General features: G+C 46.4%; 23 protein-coding genes. 8 read left to right on the top strand and 15 right to left on the bottom strand.

Going from position 1 to position 24,455, the window contains the following annotated elements; genetic code table 11:
• Position 1 precedes the first annotated feature (1 nt).
• Positions 2 to 874: a class I SAM-dependent methyltransferase gene (locus tag J0L70_RS22940; RefSeq protein ID WP_190650199.1), complete on the bottom strand. Its 873-nt coding sequence runs from the start codon at positions 872 to 874 to the stop codon at positions 2 to 4.
• A 2-nt stretch (positions 875 to 876) separates the two neighbouring features.
• Positions 877 to 1,230 carry a hypothetical protein gene (locus J0L70_RS22935; protein WP_242044331.1) on the bottom strand — a complete coding sequence of 118 codons (354 nt, stop codon included), beginning with the start codon at positions 1,228 to 1,230 and terminating at the stop codon, positions 877 to 879.
• A 721-nt stretch (positions 1,231 to 1,951) separates the two neighbouring features.
• Between J0L70_RS22935 and J0L70_RS22930 the strand changes: the two genes are divergently transcribed.
• Positions 1,952 to 2,590, top strand: a complete 639-nt coding sequence (locus J0L70_RS22930; protein ID WP_017285645.1) for a response regulator transcription factor — start codon at positions 1,952 to 1,954, stop codon at positions 2,588 to 2,590.
• 139 nt (positions 2,591 to 2,729) lie between these two features.
• Here J0L70_RS22930 and J0L70_RS22925 read toward each other — a convergent pair whose 3' ends face one another.
• Positions 2,730 to 3,428 carry a pirin family protein gene (locus J0L70_RS22925; protein ID WP_190650203.1) on the bottom strand — a complete coding sequence of 233 codons (699 nt, stop codon included), beginning with the start codon at positions 3,426 to 3,428 and terminating at the stop codon, positions 2,730 to 2,732.
• A gap of 205 nt (positions 3,429 to 3,633) precedes the next feature.
• Positions 3,634 to 5,409: a hypothetical protein gene (locus J0L70_RS22920; RefSeq protein WP_287455968.1), complete on the bottom strand. Its 1,776-nt coding sequence runs from the start codon at positions 5,407 to 5,409 to the stop codon at positions 3,634 to 3,636.
• Positions 5,410 to 5,919: 510 nt separating this feature from the next.
• Here J0L70_RS22920 and J0L70_RS22915 point away from each other — a divergent pair.
• On the top strand, positions 5,920 to 6,543 hold the full coding sequence (locus tag J0L70_RS22915) for a M23 family metallopeptidase (RefSeq protein ID WP_017285649.1): 624 nt from the start codon (positions 5,920 to 5,922) through the stop codon (positions 6,541 to 6,543).
• 38 nt (positions 6,544 to 6,581) lie between these two features.
• Here J0L70_RS22915 and hslO read toward each other — a convergent pair whose 3' ends face one another.
• Both hslO and J0L70_RS22905 read right to left on the bottom strand, forming a co-directional pair.
• Complete coding sequence (gene hslO, locus J0L70_RS22910; RefSeq protein WP_287455967.1) at positions 6,582 to 7,478, bottom strand: Hsp33 family molecular chaperone HslO; 897 nt, start codon at positions 7,476 to 7,478, stop codon at positions 6,582 to 6,584.
• A gap of 118 nt (positions 7,479 to 7,596) precedes the next feature.
• Entirely contained in the window at positions 7,597 to 8,379 is a 783-nt protein-coding gene (locus J0L70_RS22905) for a PspA/IM30 family protein (protein ID WP_190650208.1), read from the bottom strand.
• Between the two features lie 252 nt (positions 8,380 to 8,631).
• On the opposite strand from J0L70_RS22905, the gene J0L70_RS22900 reads away from it, so the two are divergent.
• Positions 8,632 to 9,198 carry a Uma2 family endonuclease gene (locus J0L70_RS22900; RefSeq protein ID WP_190650210.1) on the top strand — a complete coding sequence of 189 codons (567 nt, stop codon included), beginning with the start codon at positions 8,632 to 8,634 and terminating at the stop codon, positions 9,196 to 9,198.
• Here the strand turns inward: J0L70_RS22900 and J0L70_RS22895 are convergent.
• The gene (locus J0L70_RS22895; protein WP_287455966.1) at positions 9,195 to 9,803 is read right to left on the bottom strand and encodes a Uma2 family endonuclease; all 609 of its coding nucleotides are present in this window, start codon (positions 9,801 to 9,803) and stop codon (positions 9,195 to 9,197) included. The genes J0L70_RS22900 and J0L70_RS22895 overlap by 4 nt on opposite strands.
• A 179-nt stretch (positions 9,804 to 9,982) precedes the next feature.
• Entirely contained in the window at positions 9,983 to 10,384 is a 402-nt protein-coding gene (locus J0L70_RS22890; RefSeq protein WP_287456011.1) for a transposase, read from the bottom strand.
• Between the two features lie 122 nt (positions 10,385 to 10,506).
• Here J0L70_RS22890 and J0L70_RS22885 point away from each other — a divergent pair, with 122 nt between their 5' ends.
• Complete coding sequence (locus J0L70_RS22885) at positions 10,507 to 11,139, top strand: hypothetical protein (protein ID WP_287455965.1); 633 nt, start codon at positions 10,507 to 10,509, stop codon at positions 11,137 to 11,139.
• Positions 11,140 to 11,526: 387 nt separating this feature from the next.
• Here J0L70_RS22885 and J0L70_RS22880 read toward each other — a convergent pair whose 3' ends face one another.
• Positions 11,527 to 12,231, bottom strand: coding sequence for a phosphatase PAP2 family protein (locus J0L70_RS22880; RefSeq protein ID WP_287455964.1), 705 nt, complete (start codon positions 12,229 to 12,231; stop codon positions 11,527 to 11,529).
• 367 nt (positions 12,232 to 12,598) lie between these two features.
• On the opposite strand from J0L70_RS22880, the gene glgX reads away from it, so the two are divergent.
• Positions 12,599 to 14,725, top strand: a complete 2,127-nt coding sequence (glgX, locus tag J0L70_RS22875) for a glycogen debranching protein GlgX (protein ID WP_287455963.1) — start codon at positions 12,599 to 12,601, stop codon at positions 14,723 to 14,725.
• Positions 14,726 to 14,881: 156 nt separating this feature from the next.
• Here the strand turns inward: glgX and J0L70_RS22870 are convergent, their stop codons facing one another.
• From J0L70_RS22870 to J0L70_RS22855, 4 genes are all read right to left on the bottom strand, one after another.
• On the bottom strand, positions 14,882 to 16,249 hold the full coding sequence (locus tag J0L70_RS22870; RefSeq protein WP_287455962.1) for a DUF2330 domain-containing protein: 1,368 nt from the start codon (positions 16,247 to 16,249) through the stop codon (positions 14,882 to 14,884).
• 10 nt (positions 16,250 to 16,259) lie between these two features.
• Positions 16,260 to 17,072, bottom strand: coding sequence for an RnfABCDGE type electron transport complex subunit D (locus tag J0L70_RS22865; protein ID WP_017285664.1), 813 nt, complete (start codon positions 17,070 to 17,072; stop codon positions 16,260 to 16,262).
• 310 nt (positions 17,073 to 17,382) lie between these two features.
• On the bottom strand, positions 17,383 to 18,648 hold the full coding sequence (locus J0L70_RS22860) for an L-lactate MFS transporter (protein ID WP_287455961.1): 1,266 nt from the start codon (positions 18,646 to 18,648) through the stop codon (positions 17,383 to 17,385).
• A gap of 161 nt (positions 18,649 to 18,809) precedes the next feature.
• On the bottom strand, positions 18,810 to 20,204 hold the full coding sequence (locus tag J0L70_RS22855) for a malic enzyme-like NAD(P)-binding protein (RefSeq protein WP_287455960.1): 1,395 nt from the start codon (positions 20,202 to 20,204) through the stop codon (positions 18,810 to 18,812).
• Between the two features lie 88 nt (positions 20,205 to 20,292).
• Here J0L70_RS22855 and J0L70_RS22850 point away from each other — a divergent pair, with 88 nt between their 5' ends.
• Positions 20,293 to 20,733 carry an SRPBCC domain-containing protein gene (locus tag J0L70_RS22850; RefSeq protein WP_287455959.1) on the top strand — a complete coding sequence of 147 codons (441 nt, stop codon included), beginning with the start codon at positions 20,293 to 20,295 and terminating at the stop codon, positions 20,731 to 20,733.
• A 103-nt stretch (positions 20,734 to 20,836) separates the two neighbouring features.
• On the opposite strand, the gene petA is transcribed toward J0L70_RS22850, so the two are convergent.
• Both petA and petC read right to left on the bottom strand, forming a co-directional pair.
• Entirely contained in the window at positions 20,837 to 21,787 is a 951-nt protein-coding gene (petA, locus tag J0L70_RS22845) for a cytochrome f (RefSeq protein ID WP_287455958.1), read from the bottom strand.
• Positions 21,788 to 21,827: 40 nt separating this feature from the next.
• Positions 21,828 to 22,364: a cytochrome b6-f complex iron-sulfur subunit gene (gene petC, locus J0L70_RS22840; protein WP_017285669.1), complete on the bottom strand. Its 537-nt coding sequence runs from the start codon at positions 22,362 to 22,364 to the stop codon at positions 21,828 to 21,830.
• Positions 22,365 to 22,580: 216 nt separating this feature from the next.
• Between petC and J0L70_RS22835 the strand changes: the two genes are divergently transcribed.
• Positions 22,581 to 22,970, top strand: coding sequence for a DUF3067 family protein (locus J0L70_RS22835; protein ID WP_317135177.1), 390 nt, complete (start codon positions 22,581 to 22,583; stop codon positions 22,968 to 22,970).
• Between the two features lie 209 nt (positions 22,971 to 23,179).
• The gene (locus tag J0L70_RS22830; protein ID WP_287455957.1) at positions 23,180 to 24,415 is read left to right on the top strand and encodes a BMP family lipoprotein; all 1,236 of its coding nucleotides are present in this window, start codon (positions 23,180 to 23,182) and stop codon (positions 24,413 to 24,415) included.
• Positions 24,416 to 24,455: the final 40 nt, after the last annotated feature.

The following is a 24,455-nucleotide window of genomic DNA, read 5'->3' as shown; positions in this document are numbered from 1 at the left end:
TTTAGCGATCGACTGGGGTAAAAAATTGCTGATTCTGACTGAAATAGCTCGGCTTTCGACCCGATAGCGACTGCCGAATCGCCTTGACTTGCTGAAGGATCGGGAGAACAATCGCTTTGATGCGCTGTTTCAGGCTGATCGCTGCTGAAGGTTTTGCAGCTTCTGTGTTCGCATAGTTCCACTTGATCAAAGCATAGTCGCTTTGCTGGGGTGGAGTTTGATTAATCGGAACCGCTTTGATGCGCTCTGCCAAGATTAACAAAGAGGTACGGCAACCATTTACAACATAAACCCGCGATCGCACATTAGCTGGATCAGCAACTTCGTACCATTGATTCGTTCCCACCTCGTACACCACCATCCGCTTGACCCGAAATCCATTCTCTTCAGAGAGCACTCGGTAGTAAAGCTCTGGACTGAATTGGTAAAAGCCATGCCCAGACCAGTTATTTGTGGGAGTGTGAATTAAAAGATGTCCACCAACCTTGACCATTTCCATCGCATTTTGAATCGCGGTTGGAAAGTTAAAAATATGCTCTAACGTACCACCATCACAGACAACATCGAATTGCTGATGCTGCTGGGCGTTGATCGGAAAATTCAAGTCATGTAAGACGGTTGCGCCTTCAAAGTCAGACCGATCCATCGAGTCTAACTGAGTCGCGCCTAATGCTTCAAATAATGGCTCTGCAAGTCCTTTCGCTGTGAGTTTTTTCGATTGAGCAACAGTACGATCAAGTTGCTTTTGCAACACTTCACAGTTTTGCTCATCAACAAACAACGTGAGCCGACCTAGCGTAATCGTGCGATCGAACCGCACTCCATCTTCATACGCTGAAATCAGAAACTTGGCAGTATTGATATCGATTCCCATGACTACCTCATAAAGTGAAACTCTCGAATAGCAGGATAGGTGGTTTTCTGAGCAAACTTCCGCGTGAATTCCCCAACGGAAGGATTGCCATGAGGATGAATCACACCCGTTGCTTGCTGCCAGAGTTCAGTCGGCGCGATCGAGACTTCATACTGATTGTTCTCGAATCGGCGGACATGATACCACTCGCGACTTTGACATTCATCGCACCAAAAGGCTTCTAACCATTCACCACTGAGCATTACCGTCGTTCGGGTGGAAACGGCAAGTAGTGCATATCGACGAGATAGCCCCCGCTCTTGTAATTGTTCTGCTCGATCGGCGTAAATTGGGTGCTTTTGACTAACACTGTGCAAATAGCAGTCGTGTTTAGGGCAATAGATACTTCGCCGTTTAGAACGTTTCCGATTTCGAGCACACCTTCTCTGCAATTCGACCTCCTCTGTCATAGACAAGACTGGTGAAGGTTACGGTTGGAGAGACTGAGATCAACTGACCATCGAAGCCCACTCCATGAAGCAATAGTTAAGTTTTTTATCCAAGCTAGATAGCATTTCGCGAGAAAATGCGGAAATCAGGAAGAATCTAGAACAGAGAGTATAAACTTAATCTTTGATTTTTTTATGTAAAAATACTGCCATTGATAGCTACAAACATCGAATTACTGCTATTCCAGCCTCTACGTGCCTAAGTATGCTGGTGAGAGAAAATACTGATCGCCGTAACCCTCATCTGCACGGAGATAGTGCTGCTTCGGTCTTCACGGAGCTTTAGAGAATCGGCTAATCCGTTGTCTCCGTATTTATCAGGAGAGAAATTGCGATCGTAAAAACTTGATAAAGGCAAATTTAGCCGAAAAGCGACAGCAATTCAGGCAGATCAATCAGGAACCGAAGATTGATTTGTTTCAGCAAAATTACGCAACTCTCGCAAGAGAGCCTCCGTACAATTGTGGAATACGGAGAAAGCGAGGAAAGACGTTTGTGCTGATGACAACACAGCGCATTTCTCTGACTATAAATTTAAGTAGAAATACTGGCTTGAAATCTGATTCACTTCTAAGAAGAACCGGCGAATATGGCTTTGGAGATAGAGACAAAAGGTTCGATCCTGCTCGTTGATGATGATGTAAATTTTGTAACGCTGATGACTGGATATCTGGCGTTCCAGGGATATCAGGTAACCACTGCCGAGACAGGAACAGAAGCGATCGCGCTTTTGGGCGATGTCAAACCGGATTTGATTATCTCGGATATTGTGATGCCTGAAATGAATGGCTATGTCTTTGCAGAGGCGGTGCGGCAGTCGCCGGAGATCAATTGGATTCCGATTATTTTTTTGTCGGCACGTGATCAGAGCCAGGATCGGGTACGAGGATTGAGTGCAGGAGCGACGGTTTATATGGTGAAGCCGTTTGAGTTGGAGGAGTTGATTGCTCAGATTGAGTCGGCTTTACGATCGTCGCAGTTGATGCGGGAAAATCGCGCGAAGCGGACAGAAGCGAAAATTTCTGTCCCGCCTGGAGTGAAGTTGACGAATACAGAGTTAACGGTGGCGCGATTGGTAGCGCAAGGCATGTCGAATCTAGAGATTGCTCAGCGATTGAGTGCAAGTAAGCGGACGATCGAGAGTCATATTAGCCATATGTTGAAGAAGACGCTCTTGAGCAATCGCACAGAACTGTCGCGATGGATTATCGAAAACAACATGGATTGATGCGCGATCACAGTTCTGCCAATATGAATTCAAAACGGTGCGCTTTATTGAACCCCAGGATGGGATCAATAAACGCACCGTCTTGATGCTCAGATTTAGATCTTTGGGAGAGCGCACAAGATCTTTACTCTCCAAGCGATTAAGCCAAATCAAACACTAAAATTTCAGCGAGATCTTGCCCAACAAATTCCACGTGCGATACGTCCTCGATCGCAACCGCATCCCCCGCTGTTAGAGAAACACCATTGACGATCGCAGAACCCCGTGCGACTTGTACCCACAGATGACGATCGCGATCGACCTCATGCTTCACCGCTTCACCTGCACCTAAAATCGTGGCATAGAGATTGAGATCTTGATGAGCGGTCACAGAACCATCTCGCCCATCTTGAGACGCAATTAACCGCAATTGTCCTCGTCTCTCTTCCAACGGGAAAAACTTTTGCTCGTATCCCGGCTCTAAACCTGCTCGCTCTGGCAGTACCCAAATTTGCAAAAGATGAACCGTCTCAGTCTTCGAGGCGTTGTACTCACTATGCGTCACACCTGTTCCAGCGCTCATCCGCTGCACTTCGCCGGGACGAATCACAGACTGATTCCCCATGCTGTCTTTGTGCTCTAATGCGCCCTCCAACACATAAGTAATGATCTCCATATCCCGGTGCGAATGCGGCGCAAATCCACCCCCACCCGCGACTCGATCTTCATTAATGACGCGCAGATTCCGAAACCCCATATGAGCCGGATCGTAATAGCTCGCAAACGAAAAGGTGTGATACGAATCTAACCAACCGTGATTTGCATGTCCGCGATCGTTGGCTTTACGAAGTGTCAGCATAAACCCTCCTAATGTCTAAGTCAGAACTGTTTGAATTCGTACTTTGTTAGTCCAAGATAACATAGGAATAGTTTTAATGCAAACAATCGCTTGGTTGTAAAAAGAGTGACTGCGATCGACCTAGACCCTTTGCAGGCACTCTTTATGAATTCACAATTGATAGAAATCAGATCTTCTGCACACAAGCACCCTGAAACGATCGTGCTTACACTGCCCCGACTACTCGCCAATTTTGAGCGGGGCGAGGAGCATTGTTCACGACGACTCCCGATGCAAAATCTAGATCATCGAGATACCAAATTCCTTGCTCACCCGTCTCAAAGTTTTGCCAAATCAAATCAGCATGACCATCATCATTGAGATTCTCAGTCTTGACGAGCTTCCAAGGTGAATTACTGCCGAGCTTTGGCGCATTCTCAACCATGCCACTATAGCTAAAATCCTTGCCATCTAGAATCCAGAATCCGGTTTCATCTATCACCTCGTTCCGCCATAGCAAATCCAAATAGCCATAGCTATCCACCGCATCAATCAGCTTCCATTGTGAATTGCTGCCTAACACAGGTGCACCTGACACAAATTCACTCCCAACAAACTGATAGTTCGCGTCGAATGTCCAAAGAGCAGTTTCATCCGTTGCTTGATTTCGCCAAACTAAAGTTGTTTGATCACAATCCCCTAAGAAAACGTGCGAGATTAGCTCCCAGCTAGAATTACTGCCCAGTTTCGGTGCGCCTCCTAAGAACGCACTGGACACAAACTGATTGTTTTGTATCGTCCAGACTCCAGTTTCGTCAGTCACTTGATTGCGCCAGAGATATTGAATACCACCACCCGGTTTGGCGATCGCATCAATCAGCGTCCAAGGAGAATTCGGCGGAATTGCGGGTGCGCCCTCGATGCCACGACCATTAATAAAGGTTGCACCGAGCGGATTGCTCTCAATGTCCCAAGTGCCACTAGTATCATCACTGTCATTTGCCCAAACTAGAGTATTGGTCGAGGGCGCTTGAGTGCTTGCAGCAGACTGCGGGATGACCGTTGGAAGTTCTTCTAAATCGATCGAAACAACCCCTACAATTTGCCAATTTGCATCTGGACGAGGTGCATTTTTGATGAATTCACTCGACGTGAAGTCTGACCCATTCAAAAACCAAACAGCTTGCTCGCCGCTCGTGCGATTTTGCCAGATCAAGTCCGCGCTCTTGTTGCCATCTACATCGACAAATTTTGCGAGTTCCCAGGGCGAATTACTGCCCAATTGGGGAAGATTTGCCACAAAAGCGCTACTACTAAAGTTTGAGCCATCAAACTTCCAAATCGCAGTTTCATCGGTCGTCTGGTTGCGCCAGAGCAATTCTAATTGATTGCCATTCCCGAGTGCATCAATGAGCTGCCAAGCAGAATTTGCGCCAAGTCCAGGAGCATTTTCCAAGAAAGCTCCAGACTGAAATACGCCTGTTTCATTGAACTTCCAGATAGCCGTTTGATCCGTAACCTGGTTACGCCAAACGAGAGTTGGGCTATCGGAGATCGTTACGCCGCCTACGAGTCTCCAAGGAGAATTGCTGCCCAAAGATGGGGCACCTGTGAGCAAAAATCCGTCTTCAAAGTCTATTCCATCTACCGTCCAGATGGCGGTTTGATCGGTAACAGCATTGCGCCACAGTAACGTGTTCTCACCGCCTGTAAACCCACCTGCATCAACCAGTTTCCAGTCAGAGTTACTGCCGAGCGGTGGCATGTTTCTAAATGCTGCACCAATTTGAAAGGTTGTGCCTTGAATGCCCCACGCCCCAGTCTCATCAAGTGCATCATTCCGCCAGATGAAAGCGGTAGCTCGACTTTGAAGTAATGAAGATTTAGAACCTGATGCAACTGGATCTTCAAAATCAGGTGCACTGTGCCCACATCCGTATTGACTCGTACTTAAAGATACTGCCTCGCTGAGTGGAGACTTCACTTCAAGAGATGTTGTCATAGCAATTGTTTCTACCGTAATTAGAACAGAACTATCGCTAGTTCTAGGCTGATCATAGGGTTGAACCTAATAGTTCGGGTGTGAAGTGTATATGAAATCACATTAAGCAGTAGTGAAATCACGGTTTTTTTACGCTGACTCTTCCTAGCCCCCGTAAAGATTCGCTTGTCTTGCAATTCGCCGTAGATTGATAGATTGATCAAATCTTCAGCCATCTACTTTATCGATTCAAAAATCACTTGGTGACTTTAACGGATGATGAGGGTACGACTGAATTCATACAGCATTGACTAACTACTCATTATTTTTGGAGAAATATAAAGAATTGATGAGGCAACCGCAATATAACGGAAAAAATTCGCGCAATTTTGCAGGAAAATACGAAGGCTGTGAAGATTTTTTGTGATTAAATGACCTTGACTGATTTTTGTCTAACGCTATGTTTCGTTGCGCAACAAAATCAGTGCAGTTCGCATCTGCCGATAACTCTTCACACACAAGGAGAAAAGAATGGCGCAAGGATGGAGGTCTTTACTTGTTCAATCACGGTTCGCATTGAAACGATTCTGGGTCGTTCTGGTCTTGGGATTTTTAGGTGCGATCGCATTGTCCTGGGGTCAACATGGCTTACTCGCGATCGAGGCGAATTTACAAGCGACTGGCAATAGCTGGCAAGGCGCGTCATTCCCACTTGAAAATTTTCAAGGGTATACTTCTCCATTTGGCTATCGAATGTCTCCCGATGGTTCTTACAGCCGTGAATTCCATCGAGGTTTAGATATGGCAGCACCAGAAGGCAGCTATATTCGCAGTTGGTGGACGGGCAAGGTTGTTGAAGTTTCAGACAATAGCGCCTGTGGAACTTCAGTAGTCATTGAATCGGGTTCCTGGGAGCATATTTACTGTCATATGCAAGGCTCAGCCGGTCGGGACGGGCAAGGCAAGTATATTCAGTCCGGTGATGTCCGTATCTATGAAGGTCAGATGTTGCCAGCAGGTGAACGAATTGGGCGGGTCGGTATGACCGGACGCACAACAGGACCCCATTTACACTGGGGGTTGAAATACTCAAGCCAATGGGTTGATCCAGCACTGGTGCTGCGAGCTATGTATGCCGAGCAAGGCAGAGGTTAATTGCGTTTAGATTGAGATCGCTCGCACCCTCTACAAAATTAATTTGCTGTTTTCAGTTCATCGATCAACTGTTCTAGTTGGTCGATGTTTGCTTTGTAGACTTCGCCACAGAAATGACAGGTGGCTTCTGCACCGTTGTCTTTTTCGATCATGTCGCGAAGTTCGGCTTCTCCTAACAGTTTGAGTGCGCCTAAAACGCGATCGAAAGAGCATCCACAGTGAAATCTTACAAGCTGCGTTTCCGGGAAAATTTCTAAGCCCATATCTCCAAGCAGTTCTTCAAAGATCATGGGTAGGGTTTTACCCGCTTGTAGGAGTGGTGTAAATCCTTGCAGGGAAGACAGTCGAGATTCGAGCAGGGCAACTAATTCGGGATCGCTTGCTGCTTTGGGCAAGATCTGAATCAATAATCCGCCAGCAGCTTGCACGCCATTTCCGTCTACAAATACTCCCAAGAAAAGAGCAGAAGGCGTTTGTTCAGACGTTGCGAGATAGTGAGTGAGATCATCTCCAATTTCACCGGAGATGAGTTCAACAGTACTCGAGTAGGGATATCCATAGCCTACATCTCGAATGACATAGACGTAGCCATCTTTCCCGATCGCGCCCCCGACATCTAATTTGCCTTGAGCATTGGTTGGCAGTTCGACCTCTGGATTATCGACATAACCGCGCACGGTTCCATCTAATCCCGCATCGACCATCAGCCCACCCATCGGGCCATTGCCTCGAATGCGAATGTTGACGCGCGATTCTGCTCGTTTCATACTCGATGCCAGCAATAGCCCTGCTGACATGGTTCGACCTAGTGCTGCGGTTGCAACATAAGATAATTTGTGACGCTGCCTCGCTTCTTCACAGAGACGGTTTGAAATGACTCCGACTGCTCGAATTCCGCCGTCTGCGGCAGTTGCCCGTATTAACTGGTCAGCCATGAAAATCCTTTTCGTTACATCCGTTTGTCTTTCTAATTGTAACGAATGATGAAGGCTAAAAAGTAGGGAGTGAGGAGTCTACTCCCTACTCCCCACTCCCCACCGCCTTACGCTTCGACTAAAGGTTATCTAACTGTTTTTTCAAGTCTTCCAATTCTGCATCAACGGCTGCATCATTGGGTGCTTGAGTTGTCTGAGACTGAGGCGCAGCGGTTCCGGGAAGCGATTGCTGGGGTTGGGCTGAACCTGCGAGCATTTGTTGTTTCATTGCTTCGAGTTCGAGATCGACATCGCCGGATTCGAGTGCTCGGAATTGCGATTCTAAGTCGGCTCCAGCCAATTCTGCGGCGGCTTGTGATCGCGCTTCTAGCTGTAATACTTTGTCTTCCATGCGCTCGAACGCAGCCATCGCTGTGTTGGTGCCCATGTTGTTGACCATGCCTTGCAGTTGCTCTTGCGCTTTGGCAGCACTCGCACGCGCTTTGAGCATGTCTTTTTTCGTCTTCGCCTCGGAAATTTTGCCTTCGAGTGCGATCAGACTCCGCTTAAGCGTATCGACTTGACTCGACTGGGTATCGAGTTGGGTTTTGAGCGCAGTTGCGGTTTCGGTGTGGGTTTTCTTGCGGGTCAAGGCTTCACGGGCTAAGCCTTCATCCCCTTTTTGTAGCGCTAATTGTGCCCGCTGTTGCCAATTATTGGATTCAGTTTGGGCTTGGTTGTATTGCTGTTGTGTCCGTTTTTGAGAAGCGATCGCTTGCGCCACGGCTTGACGAAGCTGAATCAAATCTTCCTGCATGTCGATGACGGCTTGCTCCAGAATTTTTTCTGGATCTTCTGCCTTGCTCACCATGTCGTTGACATTGGAGCGGACAACTCGGCTAATGCGGTCAAATAATCCCATAGTTCTTTCCTTCTGGCGTTTCTTAGAGTTCAATTGCCGTTATTTATACGGTAGCCCACACCATTGATTTTGCAGCACTTCCGTATGGTTTGCACTGCGGAGTGACCCAACTTAATTTCTTGTAGGATCGAAACCTGCCGAGTATGCAAATTACACAGCCTCTTCTAGTCTAAAAACTTCAGGAGAAAATCGCCTCGTTCCGCAGAATTTTTTTCGCGTTTGATTAAACTAAAGTCAGAATCCGGAGGTTCTATGGTGCAAGCACAAGAGCGACGATACTCGCCGGAAGAGTATTTAGAGCTAGAAACCGAAGCTGAGGCGAGAAGTGAATATCTAGACGGTAAGATTATCCCGATGACAGGCGGAACCCCAAATCATAATCGAATTGCAGGGAATGTCTATGCAGCCCTAAATTTTGGGCTTGAGCAACCCTACGAAGCTTTTTTCACGGATATTAGATTATGGTTGCCGCAGAGGAAGATTTTTACGTATCCAGATGTGATGGTTGTGAAAGGATCGTTAGAGTATTTGGAAAAACGTAAGGATACGATTACAAATCCTTTGGTGATTGTGGAAGTGCTGTCAGACTCGACAAAAAACTACGATCGAGGTGAGAAGTTTGAGTTTTACAGAACGGTAGAAAGTTTTCAGGAGTACATTCTGATCGATCAGTACAAAATCCATGTTGAGCAATTCTCAAAAACCGGAACGCGAAAATGGAGTTTGGAAGAATACGAAGATGAAAATGATACGTTAGCATTTACTTCGATTCCGTTTCAGATGTCGCTATCGGCAATCTATAAGAAGGTGGAGTTTTAGCGATCGAGAACTTCGCCAGCCGTTAATCGCAAATTTGGAAACGTTGGAGATTCGATCAAATCATTGCCGCGAAATTGCTTGAATTGATATTCTCCGCTTTCATCCAAGGTATAAATGCTAAGTGTTGGAGTTTTCGGATCGCCAATGAACCGTTTTCCGCCGAGTGCAGCATAGTCTACAATCCAATACTCAGGAATTCCGAACGCTTCATACCCTGCAAGTTTGGTTAAATAATCATCTCGCCAATTGGTGCTGACTACTTCGACGATTAAACGAATTGAGGCGGCTCTTTCGATGACGGATTCTCGTTCCCATCGGGGTTCATCTACGATCGCGATTTCGTCTAGTACGATAATGTCTGGCTCATATCCAGATTGATCGAGAACTTTGACGATGCACTCTTTGGGAATGAAGTAGGGGAGTTTTGCTTGTCGAATTGCAGATCCCAAGTCAAACGCCAAATCACCAGAGGCTCGTGAATGCCTTCCTCTTGGCTTTGGCATCTCGACAATCACTCCATTGTGTAGTTCGTAGCAAATTCCGGTATTCTCTGGATACCAAGCGATGAACTCATCAAAGCTAATCGGTTTTTCAAGTGCTTGCATGATTGAAAACCTTGATTCGTCTACTGTTAGGATACTCGATCGCCGATCGAATCTTCAGCTTGAAAGAAATCTGCAATGTTTGAGAAATACGATGCAGTTGTGATTTAAATTATGGGCTAAATCGTGATTTGAATTACGGGTTGTTGACTAGTGCATCTGGGCGAAAATAAAGCAGCAGCTTAGTGGGGCTTCGGCTCAAAGCCCTGAAACTTCCAGTTGAACGGCTTTGCCATCGTGCAATTGAAGTACCGGATGAAGGCTCGAATCTGCTGCTTGAGATCCTCAGTGAAAGTGAAGTTGCTGCGCCGAATCAGTCGTCTGGTCAGAATACTAAACCAACATTCAATTTGATTGAGCCAAGAGGTATGTTTGGGCACGTAGACGAAGCGAATGCGATGGGTTGGATCACTCAGGAAAGCAGAACGTGAAGCCATCGAGTGTAGGATGCCCAACTTACCCTTGATACCCAAATCCAGGTCTAACTGACAACAGGTTGCCACGAGTCGAACTAAGGAAGCAGATTGATGAGTGTTGAGTTGATCCAGCACAAAGATCCAACTCGCTTCTGGGTCAGTCTCAATCGTATGTGCGATGTGATTGGCAAAGTCGAATTCGGTGCGGGTCGCACCGATTGAAACTTGTCGGATGCCGCCCTGTGCAATCTGCCAAGTAAGGCGTTGAAGCAGAAGTATATCTCACTGCCATGCAGGACGCGATCGAGAACCTTGAAGACACCCGTGATCTAGAAGAATCAGAAGTACTAACAGGCGACCGCATATTTGATATCGCCACTTTTGAGCAAAAAGTTGTCCTGCTCTACCGATGTCTCTCCGCATTTCTTGATCCAACGATCGAGCCGTCGACGCTGACAAATGTCATTGAAGCTGCTGCTTATTTTCCTTTCGCGTTTCTCCAAATGCGGCTCGGAGATGAGATTTACTTGGAGAAGGAGGGACTCAACGAAGAGGAAAGCCTGAAATATTTTTATCGGAATTTAGTCTGGCGAGGATTTGAAAAATATCTTTTGAGCAATTGGCAAGCGGGGCAAGAAGAATTTGGGTTTGATGAAGAATTAGATACCTTCCATTCACACTCAGATAATTTGAGTCTTTGGCATACGGTTGTAGATGAATTGGTCGATCGCATCTTCTGGGATCGCGACTGGGCATTAACCTCAAATCATCCAGAGGTGCTGGATGGCATAGAAGAAGAGTTGAGCAAACCACTTGGACTAGATAACTATTTCACGAATCGTCTGCCTCAAGTCACTTTAGAACAGGCAGAAGTCGCGATCAACGAAATTCGGAATTGGAAATTAAGTGCCTCAACCGAGTAAACCTCAAATATTCTTACTTTAGGGTTCAATTGGGGACGAATAAACTAAGCCGTAAATTGTGGCTTAAATCCTTACACTTACTGCTTTGCAGCGATTGAGATAAAACTGCGTGCAATGTCGATTGAGATAAGCTACAGTTCTTTCCATCGTTAGTTTTGGAAATCAATCGGATTCGATTCGTAATCGAAAGGTCATGGGTTCAAATCCCATCATCGGCTTTCTGTTGTTGTACTGTAGGTTCGCATACCAAGCTAGTTCCTACTTTCATTCAGCACCGCAACTTGGATTTTTAGCTTGATCGTATCGGTTCAGCAGCGATTCCCCCAGCATTGATATCAACTTTCAAGGGAACGCATTTTTAAGAGGTGAATTCTAAGGCAGGGTGGTTCAGCGAGATTGTAGAGAAACATTCCGCCGTTGTGGATTAATCAGTAAGCTCACGCCGATTGCCCAAGCGATCGAGATAAGCCAACCTGCTAGGATATCGCTCGGATAATGAACACCAAGATAGAGACGAGTCCACGCGATCATCAGGACAAATAAGCCTCCTAGCAGCAATACCCACCAGCGCCATTTTGTTTGCCAAGTTAGAATGATCAGTACTGTCACAAACGTCATACTTGACATAGCGTGTCCACTGGGAAATCCGTAGTCAAATTCTGGTGCAGGCGACTGCCACAAATGCGGACGGACACGATGTAAAAGCAATTTTGCAGTTCGGTTGATCACAATACTGCCTGTTAAAGTTGTGATCAGATATGCAAGTGCATACCACCATCGTCGAAACAGCAAAAACACCCCGACTCCGGTCGCAACCGGAAACACTCCCCAAAAGACTCCTAGCTTTGTCAGAAAAGTTGCGATCGCATCAAGCCAGGGATTGTTTACTGAATGGACTGCCAGCAGAATCGGCACGTCCCACGGAAAGCCACCCTGATTTTCCCACACATCCTCTGCTAGCTCTCCAAAAATCAATAGGGGCAGTAACACGCCAATGAGTAGCATGAGTAACGCGCCACGGCGAGCAGCTAGCAAGTGCTTGAGAAATTCTAGAAAAGCTTGGAGAAATTGCTTGACATCAAAATTGAACATGCATTGTCTCAAGTGTGTGAAGTGCTTCTCGATTGAGCAAAGCTTGACCTGATTTCACCAATGTAACGTGACTTGTTTGGGTGCTGTTCACAATTTGGGCACTATTTTAGATGTCCTACTCAGACGCGCTCTACGAGGCAAAATCTTACATGTAAGAAAAAATCAAATATTTTTGAATGCTATAAAATGAGCCACTCCTTGAGATAGAAATTAGCTTGTCCTCCTGGTAGATGAGAAGTCAGCAGTCTACCTCTTACACTGAAGCGAGTGTTAAGGACGCTTGCAAGATATTAGATATCAATTCTTGGATGACTACATCATTGTGTGAATATCCTAAACTGCTTTTAATCATGATAGTTGAACGACTATGAATGCACCCATTTGGACAGGAAAAGTCTATCCGCTTGGCGCGACCTGGGATGGTAAAGGAACTAACTTTTCACTATTTTCTGAACATGCGACATCTGTGGATCTTTGTTTATTTGATCAACAGGGTTTAGAACAGCGTTTACCTCTCTATACGGGTGAAAATTTTATCTGGCATGGATATGTCCCTGGAGTTGCGCCTGGGCAGCGATACGGCTTTCGCGTTTATGGGGCTTGGAATCCTCAAGCTGGGCATCGATTTAACCCCAATAAACTGCTCATCGACCCTTATGCAAAAGCGATCGAGGGCGATGTTCAACATGGTGAAGCAATTTTTAGCTATCGCTGGGACGATCCAGATGCGGATTTAGGTTTTTCTGATTTGGATGATGCCCATCTCGTTCCGAAGTGTATTGTTGTTGATCAAACTTTTGATTGGCAAGGAGATCAGTTATTACAAACGCCTTGGAACCAAACTGTTATCTACGAAATGCACGTTAAGGGATTTACAAAGCAGCATCCTGAAGTGCCAGAGACATTAAGAGGAACTTATGCAGGACTTGCACATCCAGCAGCGATCGCACATCTCAAATCTCTGGGTGTGACCGCGGTTGAACTCATGCCTGTGCATCATTTTCTATCCCAGCCTGGGCATCTTGCTGGCACAGGATTAAGTAACTATTGGGGATATGATTCGATTAATTTCTTTGCACCTTACTCTGGGTATAGTGCAGATCAAACTCTCGGCGGACAAGTGCGGGAATTTAAACAGATGGTGCAAGCTCTGCACCAAGCTGGGATCGAAGTCATTCTAGATGTTGTTTACAATCACACAGGCGAAGGCAATCATTGTGGTCCAACGCTATCTCTACGGGGGATCGATAATAAAAACTACTACCGTTTAGTTGAAGGCAACGAGCGGTACTACATGGATTTTACAGGATGCGGAAACTCGCTGAATGTTCAAAGTCCACAAGTGCTGAAGCTGATTATGGATAGCTTGCGTTACTGGGTTACAGAAATGCATGTAGATGGCTTTCGCTTTGATTTAGCATCTGCGCTTGCCCGAGAGCTTTATGCAGTGGATAATTTGGCATCGTTCTTTGACATTATTCACCAAGATCCGATTCTAGCTGGAGTCAAACTGATTGCAGAACCTTGGGATCTAGGCGATGGCGGATATCAAGTTGGCAATTTTCCGGTGCTTTGGTCAGAGTGGAACGGGCGCTATCGAGATGAGATGCGCGATTTCTGGCGGGGGCAGGATGGTAAGCTTGGTGAGTTTGGTTATCGATTTACGGGCAGTCCTGACCTTTATCAATCGAATGGCAGACGACCTCATGCCAGCATTAATTTCATGACGGCTCATGATGGTTTCACGCTCCGCGATCTTGTGAGCTACAACGAGAAACACAATGAAGCCAACGGCGAGGACAATCGAGACGGTGAAAGCCACAATCGCTCTTGGAATTGTGGTGTAGAAGGTGAGACAGATGATGTGGAAGTAATGCGTCTAAGAGAGCGACAACAGCGCAATATGCTCACAACGCTGATGTTATCTCAAGGCATTCCGATGATTGTGATGGGCGACGAGATGGGTCGATCTCAGTTCGGGAATAATAATGCTTACTGTCAAGATAATGAACTGTCTTGGCTGGATTGGGAGTTATGCACTTCTCAGTCTGATCTGCTCAATTTCACGCGAGAGTTGATTCATTTCCGTCAAGCACATCCCATTTTCCGGCGGCAGCGGTGGTTTCAAGGGCAGGCGATTCATGGATCGAGTGTGAATGATATTGCTTGGTTTAATCCCGATGGGCATGACATGACCGAGGAACAATGGTGCAATGGATATGCAAAAGCGATCGCTGTGTTTTTGAATGGAAGTGAATTGCCCGATCGCGGTCCCAAAGGTGGACGAGTTCGAGATAGTAGTTTCCTATTACTGTTTAATGCGCATTGGGAAATGCTAAATTTTGTCCTACCGACTCGATTACGCCAGCGGAAATGGTCTGCGCTGATTAATACAAAAGAGCCAAGCTTTACCACTGAGAAGATTCTGTTTACAGGAACGAAAAATGTTCCAGTGATGGGTCGCTCATTAGTTGTCCTACAATCCGGAAGCTAACTCCTTAGTAGTAGTTCCAATCATTCATTGCAGGAGGGCTAGTAGTTGACCATATTAATCTCGCAGAATGGGGAATGGAGAGATAGGGAGAACTAAGACCTAGACGGCTTCCTATCTTCCTATTCCCCCACTCCCCTATCTCTCCATATAACGTTCCTACATACCCGCGATCGACATCAATGCATCTTGCCACCAAGGGAGTTGGCTCTGAACTCGCGGTTGTTTTTTGCGAATCTCATCAATGTTCCAGCCTGTGAGACGTGCTAGCGTTTGGGCTTGTTCTTCAAACCGTTGGCGCAGCGATCGCTGATAGCGTCTTCCAGCAGGACAATCTGTTTTACCGTTGAAAGGATGCCGCAAAACATAGCGTCCTTGGAAGGTTTCTTGCTGATTCGTTTCTTGGAACATTAGATCTTCGGGGAACTTATCGCGCGTGTAGCGAACATGCAGCCGTGTGATAAACACATCAGAGCTTACAACTGGGCGACGACGACCACGAGGCATCACAACAGGTTCAGAACCTTCTAGCCAGAACACCCCGGCTTGCTTCAACTCTTCAGGATTGAGAGGCTCAGCCGAACAGGGATCACAATTGCCCATATTCCAGGCATATTCTAGAAAAGCAACTTTGCGATCTTCGCGATCGTAGCTTTTATCAAACATTGATTTGTAGAAGTGGCTAAACTCATCTTTGACAAACAATGGAACTTCAGAATCCGAGGGAACCTTGACCGTTCTGTAATTAGTTACCTCAGCCTGACCTTTGGGAGACAGGATATAAACAATCAAGTCTTGAGCCGCCTGAGCATTGATCATCCCTAATCGAATCGGGAGCATAAACCGGGGCGAATCGTAAGTAATCTGCAAGGGACGAAGAGATTGAAATCCAGCTTTATCAAACTCATTGAGATTGACTTTTGCAACAAAGAATTTGAGCTTTTGGCGAATGTAAGGCTTTAAGAGCTGCTTTGCCCCACGCGGAATCTTATAGCCATTTTCAACTAACCAAGTTTCTAATCCCCCCGATTCTTTTGCGCTTAAAATCAGAATGTCATATTCCCCAACGGTGAATTTTGCTTCTACAGTGACTCCTAGCGAGCCTTGACGACTCCGAACAGCTTCATTTGCTTCACTCATTGGTGCAGATGGCATGGGCATCCGTAACACGCGATCGTCGATCGTTTCACACGGATCTGGATCAAAATACTCAACTAATCGAGGCGCGCTAAAAGCATCTAATCTCTCGATGATTTTAGGATCGCTTACTTTAACTTGTTCTTTCTGTAGAACCGTTGGAACGGGAACCACGATCGCAAAATCTTTCACCTCACCCTGATAGTCATTTGCCATCGTCAAAACAGTGTGATCGCCACTTCGAGCGATCGCGACTTGAGAAGCTTGGTTATAGAGTTTTGCATCTGCTTTCGCAACATAGAATCCACAAAACGCCCAAGCTTTTGGAACAAAGAAAAAGCAACTCAGACCAATAATGAGCAATGCACATAAAATGCGAAATGATTTCATAGCATATTCCTTAGATTGATAAAGACTCAGTCGTAGCTGCACTCTGTTCCCACGAGAAGCGAGAATCAGGAAAGATTTTATCGATGACAATGCTAAGCGGAGCCAGTGCAAACAATGCCCAAAACACTGCTGTCGAGACAAAAAACTGATTTCGCAAAATGAACGTCAGGACTGCGATCGCACTTGCCCAAATGACTCGCCCAATCTGAGAATTCGGAATGGTTCGAGGATCAGTAATCATAAACAAGGAAAACATCAGGAGCGATCCACTCATCAATCGATGCCCCCAGACATCCCAAGTCCAAGCTAAGTAATAATTCCGAATCGCTTCTAATCCGCCATACATTGCAAGAAACGCGATCGTCGTATCCCATCTGCCAACTCGCTTGAGGACTAATCCCCCCGTTGCCAAAAACAGCGCTGCATACCAGCCCTCTTCACCCCACTGCCCTGGCGAAACCCAAGCATCCGAAGTAAGCAATAAGGCTGTAATGATGCCAAAATTTCCCGGATTAAAGAGATGCTTCTCTCCAATCCGCAGGATAAATTTACTAGCAATTGCAGCAGAACAAGCAAGTACGATCGTTAGGTAATGATCTGCTCTCAATAGCACGCTCATCCCCAAGGCTGTAACCAATGCGCTGGGGAAAGATTGAGTAAAGGATTGCTCTGAGATTCGAGTCATCAGCCATTGTGATCCGAGACAGGTCACGATCGCAGTTCCAACCATACTCAGATGTAATGACCAATCTCTCGTGACAATGCCAACGAGCAAAAACAGTGAAAGAAAGAGAATTTGATAAATTCGAGCATCTTGGAACATGAGGCGACCCTTCCGCGTCAGGTTGGATAGCGCCTATTATCAGACTCTCTAAAGCAAAAAATGATGTCGTTACCGATTAAGAAACGACATCATTTTTTTATGAATTGTTCTGCATTCTCAAGGAAGATTGGCGAAATATAGCAGTCCAAATTGATCGTGAAATGCACAGTCTGTTGTGCCCCCTAACTAAATCCCCCAAACTTGGGGGACTTTGAAACTGGGAAATTTTGAGGCTTCAAAGTCCCCCAGAATGGGGAATTTAGGGGACGTTCCCGGATTTCACAACTCAAATCGGATTGCTATAGTTCTGTTAAACGTTCTCTTGCACTATTGGGCGAATCGAATCGCACTTCAGCATTGAGCTAGCAACAATGATGCCCACGATCGCAAGCAGCGCCATCGGATAAAACGCATATGTATAGGTTCCCAACCAATCTCGAATTCTTCCAGTTGCCAAAGTTCCGACTAAAGCACCGACTCCATAGGCAGTAAAGACAACCCCATAGTTCTGAGCGTATTGGTCAGGATGGAAAAATCGCAAAGTGATCGTTGGAGCCATTGCTAACCATCCGCCTAGACAAAACCAAAAGAGACAAAAAGCAATCAGATACCGTACAACTTGCCCCGGCTGAGCATTTGCCATGAGAATACAGGCAATCAGAATGAGGGTATAAGATGAGATCGCGACACGATGAGGCTGAAGGCGATCGCTTAACCATCCAAACAAAGGACGACTCATGCCATTAAACACCGCAAACAGCGCAACACTACTCGCTGCGAATTTTGGATCAATGTTGATCATCTCTTCACCGACTGGACTAGAAATTCCAATGGCACTTAAGCCAATCAACGTTGCGATCGCATAGCAAATCCAAAGTCCATAGAACGATCGACTTTTGAATAAGTTCGCTGGATAAGTTCGGGCAGAGATCGTCGTTGAAGCAGCTAAATCTCTCTGAGGGTGCCAATCTTTAGGCGGTAATTTCAAGGTGCAAGCGATTGCTAGAATCAAGATCGTAAAAATGATCCCAAGTATCCGTAAAGTCGGTCGAACGGTGTAAATGTCAATGAGTTGATTTGCTAGGGGAGCCGTAATCAGAGGAGAAAGCCCAAATCCAACGATCGTGAGTCCAACGGCTAACCCTTTCTGATCTGGGAACCACCGAGAAACGACAACCATCGGGACACCGTAAGCGATCCCAACTCCCGTACCAGCGATCACTCCATAGGTCAGCACCATCATTTCAATTTGATGGACAAAGCTCGAAAGAAGATAGCCGCAGCCGACAATGATTCCTCCAATTGCCGTCATGGTGCGAGTTCCAAGCTTAGAAATGTAGAACCCTGCGATCGGCATCAGCGCAGCATAAAAAACAAGCGCCACAGTAAAAGGTAATAAGCTTTCTGTTGCGCTAATGTTCAGTTCACTTTCTAAAGGCTTTCTAAAGACGCTCCAAGCATAAATACTGCCCAGACATAGCAGAACACTCATCCCTAATGGAAGAAGTAGCCATCTTCCCTGGTCAGCAGGCAGTCCAAGCACTTTCAACTCAGACTTGTGAGTGAGAATCTTCATAACTTATTGCGAATAGTGGACATGTAATCTCTAGAACATTGACAATCTGAATGAATTCAGTTGTTGCTCAGTCCCCGCAATCCGCTGTTATTGTACTGACTCTTCCACTAAGGATAGAAAATGTTCGGAAAGTTTTAACTCCTAAAGTCCTAAGAAATCATTTATCCCTGTGCGACTCCATCTTCTCTCGCAGCCCGCTGAACTGCCGCAGCAACCACCTTCGCCACCCGCTCATCAAAGACAGAGGGCACAATATGTTCTCGATCGAGTTCATCGGTTTTGATCAAAGACGCGATCGCTAAAGCTGCCTGCAAATACATATTTGTCGTAAAGGTCGAAGCACGACAATCTAATGCCCCACGAAACACCCCCGGAAATGCCAACACATTGTTGATCTGATTCGGGTAATCACTGCGCCCGGTTGCCATGACTGCAACATCATTTTTGACCAGTTCCGGCTGAATTTCAGGGATCGGATTTGCCATCGCAAAGACGATCGGATCAGTTGCCATCGATTTCACCATCTCCGGTGTCACGACTCCAGGCGCACTCACGCCCAGAAAGACATCTGCACCTTTCATCGCATCGACTAAGTTACCCGATTGATCAACTGCAAAGCTGCGTTTTTGAGGATTCAAATCCGTGCGATCGATCGACAAAATTCCTTTCGAGTCACACATGATGATTTCATTCGCTCCGTCTTTCTGAAGTAACGTTGCGATCGCAACTCCCGCTGCGCCTGCGCCATTGATCACGATCCGCACGTCAGACATGTTCTTGTTGACAAGTTTTAGAGCATTTGTCAGTGCAGCAAGCGTGACGATCGCCGTTCCATGCTGATCATCATGAAAGACAGGAATATTCAACTCTCGCTGCAATCGTGCTTCGATCTCAAAACATCGAGGGGCAGCAATATCTTCTAAATTCACGCCGCCAAATACAGGCGCAATCCGCTTGACGGTTTCTACAATTTCATCCGTATCTTGAGTCGCAAGACAAATCGGGAAGGCATCCAATCCCCCAAATTCTTTAAATAGCATCGCTTTGCCTTCCATCACGGGCATCGATGCTTCAGCCCCAAGATTTCCTAAGCCTAACACTGCGCTGCCATCGGTGACGATCGCCACCATGTTTCCTTTCACCGTCAATTCGTACACGCGCTGCGGTTCTTCTGCGATCGCATTACAAATCCGTCCGACCCCAGGAGTATAAGCCATCGCGAGATCTGCTTGACCTCGGAGGGGTATCTTACTGACAACACTAATTTTGCCGCCTCGATGAAGAGTGAACGTACGATCGTACACATCGAGCACTTTAATGTGAGGGAGATCTTTAACGGCTTGCACGATCGTTTCTGCATGTTCAGCACTCGCCGCATCGATGGTGATATCCCGCATCGAAATGGCGCGAGTCTGATCAATCAAATCAATCTGTCCCATACTGCCACCCAGTGTGGAGATTGCTTGGGTGACACTGGCAAGCATTCCCGGACGATTCGGAACCTCAAAGCGGATAGTCAAGCTAAAACTGGAATTAGGGGTAAGAAGATCTGACATGGATTGTGTGCGTGATTTGCGACTCGGCAAATCTTACCGCAATAAAGGGTCACGAATTGTTAATTGCGATCGTCTGAGGACATGATTTATGCCGAGTTTATACACCGAAGTTGAAATTAATGCCGCTCGATCGCAGATCTGGCAAATCCTGATCGCCAAAGAACGCTGGAAATATTGGAATACCTTTCTATTTGATTGTGACCCAAATCGCCCATTTGTCCAAGGACGAGATGTTTCATTGTCAGTTTTACGATCGCCCGGAGAAGATGAAATTCAATTTCGCCCGATCGTCACTTTAGTTCAACCTAATTACTGTTTGAAGTGGCTTTCTTCGATTCCCGGTTTGCACAATGAGCATGTGTTTGAGCTACAAGACATCGGAGTGAATCAAACACGATTTTCGTATCAGCAAAATTTTTCTGGAACGTTTGCCCGTTTTTTGCTGCCTTTTATTCGTCAAGAGGAACGAAAAGGGATTCAGCGGATGGCATGGGAATTGAAGCGCTACGCTGAAAAGCTCGGATCATGACATCAATATTGGAAGCAGTGGGGAGTGGGGAGTGGGGTGTTTTAACACAAAAAATGGAGCGAGCGGTTAGGCTTGCTCCATTCAATTCGGTTGAATTCTAGAATTAGAAATTCATTTCAGCGGCTTGAACGCGCTCGACCTGTTTCTTCTTCAGAACCAACATGATTTGAGTCAAGGAAACGATCGCAAAGAAAGCCAGCAGACCTTTAATCCGGTCTGGGTTCTGTAACACGATCTCCTTATCGACTTGACCAAATCCACCGACGTTCGGGTTGCTGGTCAACGCATCACCTGCTTTCACCGTGTCACCTTGAGCCACGATCAACTCGGGTCCTGCTGGAATCTCATCAGTTGCAGTTGCGCCATTTTCGCCCGTAATCGTAACGGTATAGCCGCCTTCTTCGGTTTTCGCGATCGCAGAAATCTGACCTGCCGCAGAAGCGTTATAGACCGCGTTATTGCTCTTTTGTCCAGTCGGATAAACCTGTCCACGACCGCGGTTTCCGCCGACATGCACCGGATACTTACCAAAACGCAAAGACTTATCAGTCTTCGGATCAGGCGAAAGAATCGGGAACTCGATTTCTTGATACTGCTCACCCGGAACAGGACCAACGACCAACCAGTTCGGATGAGCATCACTGTAAGGCTGAATGTAGAGTTCCGCAGCCTTTTCTTTCTGCTCGTCAGTCATCCGATCTTCTGGAGCAAGCTTGAATCCGTCTGGCAACATCAAGACTGCACCGACATTCAACGGACCTTTCGAGCCATCGCCTTGCACTTGCTGCACGCTGGTGTCGTAAGGGATTTTCACCACTGCTTCAAACACGGTATCCGGCAAAACGGACTGAGGAACTTCTACTTCGGTCGGCTTTGCACCTAAATGGCAGTTTGCACAGACAATCCGACCCGTAGCCTCACGGGGATTTTCGTATTGGCTTTGAGCAAAAATCGGGTATGCAGAAGCTGCTTGAGGCAAAGCAAAGCTGCCTGCGAGTAACGTTGCGATCGCCGCGATCGTCACGATCGCTTTTCTTAGAAAACTACTTCTCATCTCTGTTCACTATGTTGTGCAATGGTTCAAAGTCAGCGGCTTAAGCCCACCAAGGATCGTCGCCTGTACGGAAATCGGTTTCAGTCCAAGGCGTAAAGGAGATCTTGTCGTTCTCAACGCTGGCATGAACCAATGCCAAAGACAGAGGAGCGGGGCCACGAACGACCTTGCCAGTGCTGTCATACTGCGAACCGTGGCACGGACACATAAATTTGTTTTCATTTGCGTTCCAAGGCACGACACAACCGAGGTGAGTACACACCGCGTTAATGCCATAGCTCTCAATGCCATCATTTGTGACCACAACGTAAGTCGGATCACCTTTCAAGCCTTGAGCGAGAGAACGATCGCCGGCGGGATGGGATTTTGTATATTCGCTGACAAGAATATCGTTGCCAAGCGCGTCTTTTGCCGTGACACCTCCCGAAGCGCCACCAGCCGACGGCGGAATAAAGTATTTCACGACTGGATATAAAGCACCGAGCGCGACCAACGCTTCAGAGCCAAACATCAAGGCGTTCATAAATTGGCGACGACCCATGCTTGGGACATCAGAAGATTCGGATAATTGAGCCATGACTTCTTCTCTAGGGATTGCGGAAATGAGATGGATGACAAAAGATTTCGCGCAGAACTGATTTGAAAGCTCTGTGTTTAAATCAATTTACATGGAGAGGGCTACACAATGACGAGCGAATGACGATCTAGGGCACTTCAAGTTTGTCCAATCGGATGTCCAGAAATCCCTTAGAGTCGGCTGTCTGTAGCTTTTCTAAGATTTATTATACATTTCTTGACATTCAGATTATCGATACGAGACTGTGGAATTGATTTACGAAATGTTACAAATTTTGCGATCGCCATGATGACAGGACGAGATCTTCAACAAATTCTGCTCCAGAAGTGGGGGCGCTCCTACGATATCCAGGTGCGCCGTACCCAAGGGAAGTTCTTTGTTCAGATTATGTGGAAATATTTGGAGCAGTTGTCGTTCCCGCTGTCTGAGGCGGAATATTTGGAGCATTTGGATCAGGTGGCGACGTATTTGGCAGGATGGGGCGCGATCGAACAGGTGCAGTCTTATATTGCAAAAACTCGTGAACGTCCAAGGCAGGGCAAGGCAGTCAGTATTCCGATCGATTTGGGCGATCGCGCTTCAGAATGGCTATTAGAAGATTTCTGAGCGGAGAAGTCCTGCTGAGATTTTCTGTTGATTCCCCTTCGAGATGTCAGAACGCAATCGAGGAATTAAAAAAATCAGAATTTTCTACGAATCCTAACAATTCTTGATAGTTTGATGTGGCTTGCAATACATTTTGCTGCGTTCTGGATTCGTGATAATTCGATCTTGAATTCGCTCCCACACCTCACCTACTTGGCGTTCTGCAAAATATGACAAAGATATCGAAGGTATCGAAATTTCTCGGTCAGATCGGACTGACCGTTGTTCTTGGCTCGATCGTGGGAGCCTGCGGAGGTGGGAGCACTCCTAACTCTGCAGGCTCCCCTGCTGCTGGCAGTGGAGATTACGTCGTTGGCATGGTTTTAGTGGGTCCAAAAAACGATGCAGGCTGGAACCAGGTACACTTTGAGGGCATTCAAAGTGCAATTCAAAAAGTTGCGGGTACAAAATTAGAGTACGTAGACAAGGTGAACCCTGGCGATCGTCCCAACGTTAAAGGTTCTCAAGTCGCAGATGACTTGATTGCCAAAGGCGCAAAATTCATTATCTTTAACTCGGATGACTTTAAAGATGATGCCTTGGAGACTGCCAAGAAACATACCAATGTGACTGTGATTCATGCCTCTGGGGATTATGCTTGGAAAGACGGCAAGAATTTCAAAAACCAAGCCAATCTCGGCAATATCATGGGACGGATGGAGTACGGGAAGATGATTGCCGGATGTACTGCCGCCTTGGGAACTGAAACGGGAAAAATTGGGTATTTAGGTCCCTTGATCAATGATGAAACTCGGCGATATAGTTCTGCTGCTTTTCTCGGCGCAAAATACTGCTGGGAGACCTATCGAAAGCGTCCGGCATCAGAGTTGACGTTCAAAGTGACTTGGATTGGATTCTGGTTCAATATTCCAGGTAAAACGCTTGATCCGACCAAGGTTGCTGATGACTACTACAATGGGGGCTTTGATGTCGTGATGAGTGGCATTGATACGCCAGAAGCAGCAGTACAAGGAAAAAAAGCAGCAGAAGCTGGGAAGAAAGTAAAATACGTTCACTATGACTTACCAACGGGCTGTTCGCTAGCTCCTAGCATTTGTTTGGGTGTACCGTTTTACAATTGGTCAATTCCTTATGCAGATGCTTTGCAGAAAGCAAAAGATGGCAAGTACACGAGCGAATTTGTCTGGTCTGGTCCTGACTGGCAAAACCTCACCAATCCCACTGCTGGAATGATCGGGTTTAATCCAGGTCAGGCGTTAGGTGAGAATCAAAAATTCCTGGATGAGTTTGTCAAAGGAATGAGCAGTGGCAGCATTAATCTCTACAAAGGACCGATCAAGTTTCAAGATGGAACAGACTTTGTCAAAGCCGGAGAGACTGCAACAGAACAACAAATTTGGTACATGCCACAGTTGTTAGCTGGAATGGATGGACCCAGTAAATAGCTAAATTCTTCAGAACTCCGAGTTTTTTAGAAACTTGGAG

Origin of the sequence: Leptolyngbya sp. UWPOB_LEPTO1 (genome assembly GCF_017302695.1) — a bacterium.
Classification (GTDB): domain Bacteria; phylum Cyanobacteriota; class Cyanobacteriia; order Leptolyngbyales; family Leptolyngbyaceae; genus Leptolyngbya; species Leptolyngbya boryana.
Note: the sequence above shows the minus strand (reverse complement) of the source record. Positions and strands in the feature narration are given on the sequence as shown.